Origin of the sequence: Streptomyces luteoverticillatus (genome assembly GCF_003970715.1) — a bacterium.
Classification (GTDB): domain Bacteria; phylum Actinomycetota; class Actinomycetes; order Streptomycetales; family Streptomycetaceae; genus Streptomyces; species Streptomyces abikoensis.
The window spans coordinates 3,675,290-3,686,851 of record NZ_CP034587.1; the positions used below are offsets into that span (position 1 = coordinate 3,675,290).

Annotated in this window: 7 protein-coding genes; 4 read left to right on the top strand and 3 right to left on the bottom strand. The window is 71.5% G+C overall.

Features of this window, described 5'->3' with window-relative positions; translation table 11 throughout:
- Positions 1–47 precede the first annotated feature (47 nt).
- From EKH77_RS16225 to EKH77_RS16235, 3 genes are all read right to left on the bottom strand, one after another.
- Positions 48–950 (bottom strand): hypothetical protein, encoded by a 903-nt coding sequence (locus EKH77_RS16225; protein ID WP_126915078.1) that lies wholly within the window; start codon positions 948–950, stop codon positions 48–50.
- Positions 951–1,130: 180 nt separating this feature from the next.
- The gene (locus EKH77_RS16230) at positions 1,131–2,240 is read right to left on the bottom strand and encodes a metallophosphoesterase (protein ID WP_126915079.1); all 1,110 of its coding nucleotides are present in this window, start codon (positions 2,238–2,240) and stop codon (positions 1,131–1,133) included.
- A 282-nt stretch (positions 2,241–2,522) separates the two neighbouring features.
- Positions 2,523–3,635: a LacI family DNA-binding transcriptional regulator gene (locus tag EKH77_RS16235; protein WP_126915080.1), complete on the bottom strand. Its 1,113-nt coding sequence runs from the start codon at positions 3,633–3,635 to the stop codon at positions 2,523–2,525.
- Positions 3,636–4,032: 397 nt separating this feature from the next.
- Between EKH77_RS16235 and hisC the strand changes: the two genes are divergently transcribed.
- The 4 genes from hisC to cydD all read left to right on the top strand — a co-directional run bounded on the left by hisC (position 4,033) and on the right by cydD (position 11,555).
- Positions 4,033–5,112: a histidinol-phosphate transaminase gene (gene hisC / locus EKH77_RS16240; RefSeq protein WP_126915081.1), complete on the top strand. Its 1,080-nt coding sequence runs from the start codon at positions 4,033–4,035 to the stop codon at positions 5,110–5,112.
- Between the two features lie 227 nt (positions 5,113–5,339).
- Positions 5,340–6,920, top strand: coding sequence for a cytochrome ubiquinol oxidase subunit I (locus EKH77_RS16245; protein WP_126915082.1), 1,581 nt, complete (start codon positions 5,340–5,342; stop codon positions 6,918–6,920).
- Between the two features lie 89 nt (positions 6,921–7,009).
- Complete coding sequence (gene cydB, locus EKH77_RS16250; protein ID WP_126915083.1) at positions 7,010–8,011, top strand: cytochrome d ubiquinol oxidase subunit II; 1,002 nt, start codon at positions 7,010–7,012, stop codon at positions 8,009–8,011.
- Positions 8,012–8,024: 13 nt separating this feature from the next.
- The gene (gene cydD / locus EKH77_RS16255) at positions 8,025–11,555 is read left to right on the top strand and encodes a thiol reductant ABC exporter subunit CydD (protein ID WP_126915084.1); all 3,531 of its coding nucleotides are present in this window, start codon (positions 8,025–8,027) and stop codon (positions 11,553–11,555) included.
- Positions 11,556–11,562 lie beyond the last annotated feature (7 nt).

Below are 11,562 nucleotides of genomic sequence, written 5' to 3' on the forward strand. Positions count from 1 at the left end.
GGGGCGCTTTCACGGTGGTGCGCGACGCCTGTCGCGCACCACCGTCGTCAATCCTTCCGGGGGCCCTGGCGGGGGGCCGGGCCGCCGAACTCGGGGCCCGTGTAGTCCGGGCTGGTGAAGCCCGTTCGGGTGGGGGAGGACCGGCCGTCGTCGGGGCTCGAGAAGCCGGGCCGGGAGTAGCCGAGCTGGGGGGTGCGGCCGGGGCCGGGGCGGTTTCTGGGGGAGGGCGGGCGGCGTTGTACCGCCGGGGTGTTGGCCAGCGACTCCCGGAGGAACGGCAGGATGCCCCGGTCCAGCAGCGCCTGCCGCCAGGCCTCACGGGCCCGCTCGGTCTCCTGCGAGAGCTGGTCGTAGCCGTCGGGGAGGCCGTCGTGCCGCGGCGTCTCCTCCGCCTGCCTGCCGTTGCGCACGGCCGTGACCAGCATGCCGGAGCTCGCGATGAGCACCGCGGCGACGGTGAAACCGCCGAACCACCAGCCGATCTTGATGATCGGGTCGGCGACGGCACCGTTCGACCCGACCGTCCGCAGGACGTAGCCGATGAGCAGGAAGAGGAAGGCGGCGATCCCCGCCAGGACGGGGGCGAGCACGACGACGACCGCGCCGGCGCCCGCTCCCTGGTCCTCGGGGACGTCCGCGGTGGAGGGGGACGGCGCGCCCGTAGGGCCGTCGTCCTCGCCCGCCGGTGGCCTGGCGGTGGCCGACCAGGCGCGCTGCTCCTCCCGCGCCCTGACGAAGTCCTGATATTCCGTCATCGCGCAGGCGGAGATGGCCGTCATGGCGCTGAGGGCCATACTGCGCAACTGTTCGGTATTGAGGCGCTGTCCTATCGCGGCGGCCAGGGCGCTGATCTGTGGGTCATGGTTCGCGGTACGCAACGCCTGGTCGAGAACTCGCTCGAATTCCGGGCGGTCCTCGGTCAGCAGGTGCGGAGCGCTGTTCATGTGCATCCCCCGATGCTCCGTAGGGCCCTCTTGCCGGCCGGTGCCGACGGTGGGCGGAAACGGAGGAGAGCCTGCTACGGATAAGCCGATGGTAGAGCCGCACCGGCGCGTGGTGACAGTCGGTTTCCCGAATTACCCCGCGTCGGTGGAACTCCTCACCTGCCCGTGCGCCGCCCCGCTGAACCCTCAGCCCGCCAGGGGAAGTTGTACGACCAGCAGCTTTCCGGCCATGGTGACGCCGCCGTCCATGGCGAGCGCGAGCCCGTCGGCGTAGAGGTGCGGGCCGTCCACGCGGGGCGCGCCCTCGTCACCGTCCGCGTCCTCGGTGCCCACTTCGCCGAGGAGGTACGGGATGGGGCTGTGGCCGTGCACGATACGGCTGCCGCCGTAGGTGTGCAGCAGCTCGCGTACGGCCAGGGGGCCCGCTTCCTCGTCGCGGAAGGCGAAGCGCTTGGTGAATTTGCGGAAGAGATCCCAGCATTCGTCGGGGTCGTTCCGCTGGAGGGCTTCGGTGATCGCGTCGTTGACGGCCTCGATGGAGTCGCCGTACTCCAGATAGGCGGTCGTGTCGGAGTGGACGAGCAGGTGCCCGTCCTCCTCGGCGATCGCGTCCAGGCGCGACATCCACTGCAGGTGGTGGTCCTCCAGGCGCTCCATGTCGGAGCGCTGGCCGCCGTTGAGCAGCCAGGCGGCCTGGAAGGAGGCGGTGCCGGCGCCCGAGTTCACCGGGGTGTCGGCGAACCGCTTGGCGCCGATCAGCAGCAGCTCGTGGTTGCCCATGAGGGCCTTGCAGTAGCCGCCGGCGGCGGCCGCCTCGGCGGACAGCCGCATGACCAGGTCGATCACGCCGACGCCGTCCGGGCCCCGGTCGGTGAAGTCGCCGAGGAACCACAGGCGGGCGTTGCCGGCGGCCCAGTGGCCGTGCTCGTCGATGAGGCCCTGCTCGAAGAGCGCGTGGTGGAGCTCGTCGAGATAGCCGTGCACGTCGCCGACGACGTACAGCGGGCCGGGCCCGGAGGGCAGGGGCTGCTGCTGCGGCTGCGGGGCGGAGAGCGGGGTCAGCTCCACGGTGGGCACGTCCTGGGGCGCGGCGGGCCCGCCGATGACCGGTAGGTCACGGGCGGTCGGGGTGTAGCCCTCGGGGTACTCCGGGTACTCGTGGGCGGGCTGTACGGGCGGGGGCGCGGCATGGGTGTACCCGGGCGCGGGTGTGGCGTACCCGGAGAAGGGCGGCATCGCCGCCGTGGTCCGTGCCGCTCCCTGACCGGCCCCCTGAGTCATCGACCCCTCCACCATCGCGCCGCCGTGCACCTTGTGGACCTTGCCTGGTCGACGGCGGTCCGTGGTGTCGTGCGCCCATCATAGGAATGACCGTCGCGCCTTGTGACGCACCAGGGGCCGTGAATCGGGGCGGGAGGCCGGGATCGCCGGTCATTTCTCCCCAAATGAGCCGTTAAATGTGCCGTAAGCGCCGGTCAGGCGGCCCCCCGTCGGCTCCCCGGGGCGGATGACCCGCTGCCCGTGCGCCGGACACGGGGTCCACATCCGGTTGACGCGCGTCGGGCGGGGTGCGGAGGGTCAGGGGGTGGCGGGGCCGCGGGGCGCGCTGATGGTGGTGCGCGGCGGGCGCCGTTCGGAGGAGGTCCGGACGATCAGTTCGGTGGGTATCACCTGTTCCACCGGCCGGCCCGTGTCGAGCCCCTCGATCGCGTCGATGAGCAGTTGGACGACGGCGGTGCCGATGCGCCGGGGCTTGAGCGAGAGCGTGGTGATCGGCGGTTCGGTGGTCGCGTAGACGGTGGACTCGCTGCAGCAGACGATCAGCAGGTCGTCCGGGACGCGCAGGCCGTAGCGGCGGGCGGCGGCGAGCAGGTCGGTGCCGTTGGGGTCGAACAGCCCGTAGACGGCGTCCGGCCGGTCGGGCCGGGCCAGCAGCCGGTCGGCGGCGACGGCGCCCGCGCACGGGTCGTGGGCGGGGTACTCCTCGTAGACCGGGTCCTGGCCGACCCGCTCGCACCAGCGCAGGTAGGCGGTGGTGGAGAGCCGGGTGTAGGTGTCCGTGGTGGTGCCGGTGAGCAGGCCGATCCGGCGGGCCCCGGCGTCGGCCAGGTGGTCGAGGATGCCGAGCACGGCCGCCTCGTGGTCGTTGTCGACCCAGGCGGTCACCGGCAGGGAGCCCGCGGGCCGGCCGTCGGAGACCACGGGGATGCCCTGGCGGACCAGGTCGGAGACGACGGGGTCGTGGTCGGAGGGGTCCACCACGACCGTGCCGTCCAGGGCGACGTTGGACCACACGTCGTGCCGGGAGGTGGCGGGGAGGATGACCAGGGCGTAGCCGCGGGCGAGGGCGGCGGAGGTGGCCGCTCTGGCCATCTCGGCGAAGTAGGCGAACTCGGTGAAGGTGAAAGGTTCATCCCCGTAGGTGGTCACGGTCAGGCCGATCAGCCCCGACTTGCCGGTACGGAGGGTGCGGGCCGCCGCCGACGGGCGGTAGCCCAGGCGGTCGGCGACTTCGCGGACATGGCGGCGGGTCGCGTCCGGGAGCCGGCCCTTGCCGTTGAGCGCGTCGGAGACGGTCGTGATCGAGACGCCGGCGGCGGCGGCCACGTCCCGGATGCCCGCCCGTCCTTGCCGGCTGGCCCGGCGGGATGACTCGGCCCGGCTCACCTGGTGCTTCCCTGCTGCTGTCATGGCGAGCCGATAGTAGGGCTCGGTTGGTCCTTTGGCAGGGCACCGCATTTGACTGTTGACAGGCACGTTTCTGCTCTGGCGATTTCCTTCAATGATCATGGAAACAGAGGCTGTTGAGCGCATTCATGGTGGGCCATCGGGCTGTGGCATATCCACGCCTCATGAATGGTCCAGGTCTCGGTGAGGTCTCAACTCACCTTCACGAGGGATGCGCGCCAGGGCGCCCGCCACGGCGCGTGACAGGCAGAGGAGCGCTCCGACAACTATGGACGCCGCCCGGGGCAATCCTCATAAGGTGTGCAGTATTCCGATCAGGATTCCCACAGGACTCCCGTCAGGGGTGCCCCACGGGGGCGTCCCGTCGGGGTGTCCCGTCAGAGGTGGAGGAGGACCCGCGGTGACCGAGAAGACCCCGAAGCTGCGCGCCGCGCTCGAGGCCGTGCCGACCTACAAGCCGGGCAAGCCGGCGGCCCCCGGCGGCCCCGTCGCCTACAAGCTCTCCTCCAACGAGAATCCCTATCCGCCGCTCCCGGGGGTGCTGGAAAGCGCTGTCGCGGCCGCCTCCACCCTCAACCGCTACCCGGACATGGCCTGTGCCGGGCTGATGGCCGAGCTCGCCGAGCGCTTCGGCGTGCCGCTCTCGCACCTGGCGACCGGCACCGGCTCGGTTGGCGTGGCGCAGCAATTGGTCCAGTCGACGGCAGGCCCCGGTGATGAGGTCATCTACGCCTGGCGCTCCTTCGAGGCGTACCCGATCATCACCCGGATCGCCGGGGCCACCCCGGTCGAGGTGCCGCTGACCGAGGACGCGGCGCACGACCTGGAGGCGATGCTCGCCGCGATCACCGAGCGGACCCGGCTGATCTTCGTCTGCAACCCCAACAACCCCACCGGCACGGTCGTGGGCCGCGCCGAGCTGGAGTCGTTCCTGGACCGGGTCCCCGGTGATGTGCTGATCGTCCTGGACGAGGCCTACATCGAGTTCATCCGGGACGAGAACGTCCCCAACGGCATCGACCTCTACCGCGACCGGTCGAACGTCTGTGTGCTGCGGACCTTCTCCAAGGCGTACGGCCTCGCCGGGCTCCGCATCGGCTTCGCGATCGCGCACGAGCCGGTGGCGGCGGCGCTCCGCAAGACGGCGGTGCCGTTCGGCGTGAGCCAGGTGGCCCAGGACGCGGCCGTCGCCTCGCTGCGCAGCGAGGAGGCGCTGCGCGAGCGCGTGGACGCGCTGGTGGCCGAACGGGCCCGGGTGGTCGAGGCGCTGGCCGGGCAGGGCTGGACGCTGCCGGTCTCGCAGGCCAACTTCGTCTGGCTGCCGCTGGGGGACCGGGCCCTGGACTTCGCCGCCGCGTGCGACCGGGCGGGCGTGGTCGTCCGGCCGTTCCAGGGTGACGGGGTGCGCGTGACGATCGGCGAGACCGAGGCGAACGACATCTTCCTGCGGGTGGCCGAGGAGTTCCGCAAGGAGCTGTAGCCGGCGGCGGGCGGACGCCCGCCATCCGGAACCGGGGTACCTCTTTCGGCGCTAGGGCCGAAGGGGGTACCCCCCTTGTTTGTCCGAAAAGCGGGTGCGCCATAATGCTTGTGAATGTGAACGCGTTCACAAGCTCTGTCTTTATGTCCTGCTTTAACTGGGGCATACACGGGCATAACGTCGGCGGCACGCGTTGCCGACGACGCGAGAGGCAAGGAGAGACCCCGGTGAATCTGGCTCTGGCTCCGGAGACGATCGCGCGGTGGCAATTCGGCATCACGACCGTCTACCACTTCCTCTTCGTACCGCTCACGATCAGCCTTGCCGCGATCACGGCCGGCCTCCAGACGGCCTGGGTCCGTACGGACAAGGAGAAGTACTTCCACGCCACGAAGTTCTGGGGAAAGCTCTTCCTCATCAACATCGCGATGGGCGTGGTCACCGGCCTCGTCCAGGAGTTCCAGTTCGGGATGAACTGGTCGGACTACTCGCGCTTCGTCGGGGACGTCTTCGGGGCGCCGCTCGCGATGGAGGCGCTGCTGGCCTTCTTCTTCGAGTCCACCTTCATCGGCCTGTGGATCTTCGGCTGGGACAAGCTGCCCAAGAAGATCCACTGCGCGTGCATCTGGATCGTCGCCGTCGGCACGATCCTCTCCTCGTACTTCATCCTGGCCGCCAACTCCTGGATGCAGCACCCGGTCGGCTACAGGATCGACAAGGCGACGGGTAAGGCGCAGCTCACCGACATCTGGGCCGTGCTCACGCAGAACACCACGCTCGTCGTCGTCTTCCACACCCTCACCGCCGCCTTCCTCACCGGTGCCGCGTTCGTCGTCGGCGTGGCCTCCTTCCACCTGTGGCGCGCCAAGCGCAAGCAGCTCAAGGGCGAGGAACTCGGCGAGAAGCAGCGCAAGCAGCTGCCGGCGATGCTCACCTCGCTGCGCGTCGGTCTGGTGATCGCGGTGATCGCCGGGATGGGCACGGCGCTCAGCGGTGACTCGCTGGGCAAGGTGATGTTCGAGCAGCAGCCGATGAAGATGGCCGCCGCCGAGGCCCTGTGGGACACCCAGGCACCTGCGCCGTTCTCCGTCTTCGCGGTCGGCGACGTCAGCAAGGGGCACAACAGCGTCGAGATAGAGATCCCCGGCCTGCTGTCCTTCCTCGCCCACAGCAACTTCTCCGACCCCGTCCCCGGCATCAACGACATCGCCGCGCAGGAGGCCGCGCGCTACGGCGGGCAGCCGAAGGACTACATCCCCAGCATCTTCATGACCTTCTGGGGCTTCCGCCTCATGATCGGCTTCGGGATGACCTCCTTCGTGGCAGCACTCATCGGACTGTGGACGACCCGCAGAAAGCTCTGGCTCGCACCCGAGTACCGGGTCGGGGAGGACGAGATCCCGCGCCTGATGCTCACGCGGACGCGCGAGATGAGCCCCTTCTTCACCAAGTGGTCCTGGCGCATCGGCATCCTGACCATGGGCTTCCCGCTCATCGCCAACTCCTTCGGCTGGATCTTCACCGAGATGGGCCGCCAGCCCTGGGCCGTCTACGGGCTGATGAAGACCGGCAACGCCGTCTCGCCCGGGGTGAGCCAGGGCGAGGTGATCGCCTCGATGACCGTCTTCACCGCGCTCTACGCGATCCTCGCGGTCGTCGAGGTGAAGCTCCTGGTCAAGTACGGCTCGGCCGGGCCCGACACGGACGAGAAGCCGCCGACGAAGGACCCCCGGCTGCGGATGCCGGGCGGTGACCGGGGCGCGGAGCGGCCCGAGGACGCCGACAAGCCGATGACCTTCGCGTACTGACGCGTGCCTTTCGCCTACTGACGCGTGACCTTGCGTACTGCGCACGACCTTCGCGTACTGACGCGCGCGGTGGAACGGAGAACCCGACCATGCACCTCCACGACTTCTGGTTCCTGCTGATCGCCGTCCTGTGGATCGGCTACTTCTTCCTCGAAGGCTTCGACTTCGGCATCGGCGTCCTCACCAAGACGCTGGCCAAGGACCGCACCGAACGCCGGGTGCTGATCAACACGATCGGCCCCGTCTGGGACGGCAACGAGGTCTGGCTGATCACCGCGGCCGGCGCGACCTTCGCCGCCTTCCCCGACTGGTACGCCACCCTCTTCAGCGGCTTCTACCTGCCTCTGCTGGCCGTGCTCGTCTGCCTGATCGTGCGCGGCGTCGCCTTCGAGTACCGCCACAAGCGCAACGAGGAGCGCTGGCAGCGCAACTGGGAGAACGCGATCTTCTGGTGCTCGCTGCTGCCCGCCTTCCTCTGGGGCGTCGCCTTCGCCAACATCGTGCGCGGAGTGCCGATCGGCCCGGACAAGAACTTCACCGGCGGCGTGCTCGACCTGCTGAGCCCGTACGCCCTGCTCGGCGGCTTGTTCACGCTGGTGTTGTTCACCTTCCACGGTGCGGTCTTCGCCGCGCTCAAGACCGTCGGCGACATCCGGGACCGGGCCCGGGCCCACGCGGCCCGCTACGGCCTGGCCGCCGCGGCGCTCGCCGCGAGCTTCCTGGCCTGGACGCAGGCCGAGTCCGGCAACGGGCGCAGCCTGCCCGCGGCGGTCGTCGCGGTGGTGGCGCTGCTCGCGGCCCTGGCCCTCAACCGGACGGGCCGGGAGGGGTGGGCGTTCGCCCTGTCCGGGGTGACGGTCGTGGCCGTCTTCGCGATGGTCTTCCTCGCGCTCTTCCCGGACGTCATGCCCTCCTCGTCCGACCCGGCGTGGAGCCTGACCGTGAGCGACGCCTCCTCCAGCCCGTACACGCTCAAGATAATGACGTGGGTCGCGGGCTTCATGACCCCCGTGATCGTGGGCTACCAGGCGTGGACCTACTGGGTGTTCCGCAAGCGGATCGGCACCCAGCACATCCCGGCCGCGCACTGAGGCGGGGCGCGCCATGAAGCCCGTCGACCCCCGGCTGCTGCGGTACGCCGCCGCGACCCGCTTGTTCCTGGCCGCGTCCGTCGTGCTCGGGCTGGCCGGGGCGGGCCTGGTCATCGCCCAGGCGATGCTCGTCGCCGAGGTGGTGACCGGGGCCTTCCAACGCGGGCTCACGGCCCGTGACCTGGGGCTGCCGCTGGCGCTGCTGGCCGCCGTCGCCCTCGGCCGGGCGGCGGTGGCCTGGCTCACCGAACTGGCCGCGCACCGCGCGAGCGCGGCGGTCAAGTCCGCCCTGCGGACCCGGCTGCTCGAACACGCGACAAGGCTCGGCCCTGGTTCCGGCCCCGGCACCCGGAACACGGGCGAGCTGACCACCCTCGCCACGCGCGGAATCGACGCGCTGGACGGCTACTTCGCCCGCTACCTCCCCCAGCTGGGTCTCGCGGCCGTCGTGCCCGTGGCCGTCCTCGCCCGGATCGTCTCCGCCGACTGGGTGTCGGCGCTCGTCATCGTCCTCACGCTTCCCCTCATCCCCCTCTTCATGGCCCTGATCGGCTGGGCCACCCAGGGCCGGATGGACAAGCAGTGGCGGCTGCTCTCCCGGCTGTCCGGCCACTTCCTGGACGTCGTCGCCGGGCTGCCCACGCTCAAGGTGTTCGGCCGGGCCAAGGCGCAGGCCGAATCCATCCGCGCGATCACCGCCGACTACCGGCGGGCCACCCTGCGCACCCTGCGGCTCGCCTTCCTCTCCTCCTTCGCGCTGGAACTGCTCTCCACCCTGTCGGTCGCGCTCGTCGCGGTCGGCATCGGCATGCGGCTCGTCCACGGCGAACTCGACCTCTACACCGGCCTGATGGTGCTCGTCCTGGCCCCGGAGGCCTATCTGCCGCTGCGGCAGGTGGGCGCGCAGTACCACGCGGCGGCGGAGGGCCTGGCGGCCGCGGACGAGGTCTTCGCCGTGCTGGAGACCGAACCGGCGCCCGTCGGCACCCTCCCGGCCCCCGACGCCCGCGGCGCGGCGCTCACGGTGGACCGGCTCGTGGTGCGGCACACGGGGCGCGGCACGCCCTCGCTGGCCGAGACCTCGTTCGAGGTGCGGCCCGGGGAGACGGTCGCGGTGACCGGGCCCAGCGGAGTCGGCAAGACCACCCTGCTGAACGTGTTGCTCGGCCTCGAACGACCCACGAGCGGCCGGGTGTTCGTCGGTGACGCCGATCTGACATCGCTCTCCCCCGAAAGCTGGCGGGACCAGGTGGCCTGGGTCCCGCAACGACCCCATCTCTTCGCCGGGACCATCGCCGAGAACGTCCGGCTGGCCCGGCCCGGCGCCACGGACGCACAGGTGCGGGAGGCACTGCGCGCGGCCGGGGCGCTCGAGTTCGTCTCCATGTTGCCGCAGGGCACTGACACTCGCCTCGGCGAGGACGGGAGCGGGCTGTCCGCCGGGCAGCGGCAACGCCTCGCGCTCGCCCGGGCGTTCCTGGCCGACCGGCCGGTACTGCTGCTCGACGAGCCCACGGCCGCGCTGGACGGCGAGACCGAGGCGGCGGTGGTCGAGGCGGTACGACGGCTGTCCGCCGGACGCACGGTCGTCCTGGTCGTCCACCGCCCGGCCCTGCTGGCGGTGGCGGACCGGGTGGTGCGGTTGGAGGCACAACGGTCTTCCGGACCGGATGTTGTCCCCGCCCACACGCCCGTTCGCCTGGAGACGCAGGCTGCGACAGACCTGCCCCATGAGGTTTCGGTCAACGGGCGTGCGGGTGGGCATGACCCCGCGCGCAGCGCGGGGGTTCTGACCCGAGTCCGGGCAGCCGGACGCCCGTACACGAGCCGGTTCGCGCTGGCCCTGCTGCTGGGCGCCCTGGCCCTTGGCAGTGCCGTCGGCCTGATGGCCGTCTCCGGATGGCTGATCTCCCGCGCCTCGGAACAACCCCCCGTGCTGTACCTGATGGTGGCCGTCACGGCGACGCGGGCCTTCGGCATCGGCCGTTCCGTCTTCCGCTACGCCGAGCGGCTGGTCTCCCACGACGCCGCCCTGCGCGTCCTCGCGGAGTTGCGCGTGTCGGTCTATCGGCGGCTGGAGCGGCTGGCTCCGGCGGGGCTGCGGGACACCCGGCGCGGTGACCTGCTCTCGCGGCTGGTCGCCGACGTGGACGCGTTGCAGGACTACTTCCTGCGCTGGCTGCTGCCGCTCGGCGGGGCCGTGCTCGTTAGCGCTGTGTCGGTCGGGTTCACCGCGTGGCTGCTGCCCGAGGCCGGGATGGCGCTGGCAGTGGGGCTGCTGGTGGCCGGTCCGGTCGCGGCCGCGCTGTCCGGGGCGGTCGCCCGGCGCGCGGAGCGCCGGCTGGCGCCCGCGCGCGGGGAGTTGTCCACCCATGTGGTCGAGGTGCTGAACGGCACCGCCGAGCTGACGGTCGCCGGTGCCCTGCCCGGCCGGCTGGAGCGGCTGCGGGGCGCCGACGCCGCGCTCACCCGGATCGCCCGGCGGGCCTCCGCCGCGACGGCCCTCGGCTCCGGCCTGTCGGCCCTGGCCTGTGGACTGACTGTGGCCGCCTCGGCGTGGGCGGGAGTGAACGCCGTGCACGAGGGCCGGCTCGGCGGGGTGTGGCTGGCCGTGGTGGTGCTCACTCCGCTGGCCGCCTTCGAGGCGGTCGCGGGGCTGCCGCTCGCGGTGCAGTACCGCCAGCGCGTCCGGCGCTCGGCGGAGCGGGTGTACGAGGTGCTGGACGCGCCCGTGCCCGTGCGGGACGGTTCGGGGGCGGCGCCGGAGTCGCCGTTCCCGCTGCGCGTGACGGGGCTGACGGCACGCCATCCGGGGCAGTCCGTCCCGGCCTTGGACGGCTTCGAGCTGGAGCTCACGGCGGGTCGTCGTGTCGCCGTGGTGGGGGAGTCCGGTTCGGGCAAGACCACGCTCGCGCGGGTGCTGCTGCGCTTCCTGGACGCGGAGGCCGGCTCGTACACCCTCGGCGGGCGGGAGGCGGCGGGGACGGACGGGGACGCGGTGCGACGGCTCGTGGGCATGTGCGAGCAGGACGCCCACATCTTCGACAGCTCGGTCCGTGAGAACCTGCGGCTCGCGCGGCCCGGCGCGGACGACGGAGAGCTCCGCGAGGCGCTGCGGGCGGCACGGCTCCTGGAGTGGATCGACGGTCTTCCCCAGGGGCTGGACACGCTGGTGGGCGAGCACGGCGCGCGGATGTCCGGAGGCCAGCGACAGCGGCTGGCCCTGGCCCGGGCCCTGCTGGCGGACTTCCCGGTCCTGGTGCTGGACGAGCCCGCCGAGCACCTCGACCTGGCGACCGCCGACGCCCTGACGGCCGACCTGCTGACGGCCACGGAAGGCCGGACGACGGTGCTGATCACGCACAGGCTCGCGGGGTTGGCGGCCGTCGACGAGATAGTCGTGCTGGAACGGGGGCGCGTGGTGCAGCGGGGGGCGTACGAAGAGCTCGCGGCGGCGCCCGGGCCGTTCCGCCGGGCGCTGGCAAGGGAAGCGGCGGCGGACACCAGCCTCACGGCGCTTTCTCCGGCAATTGGTGCTCATTAGGCTCGGC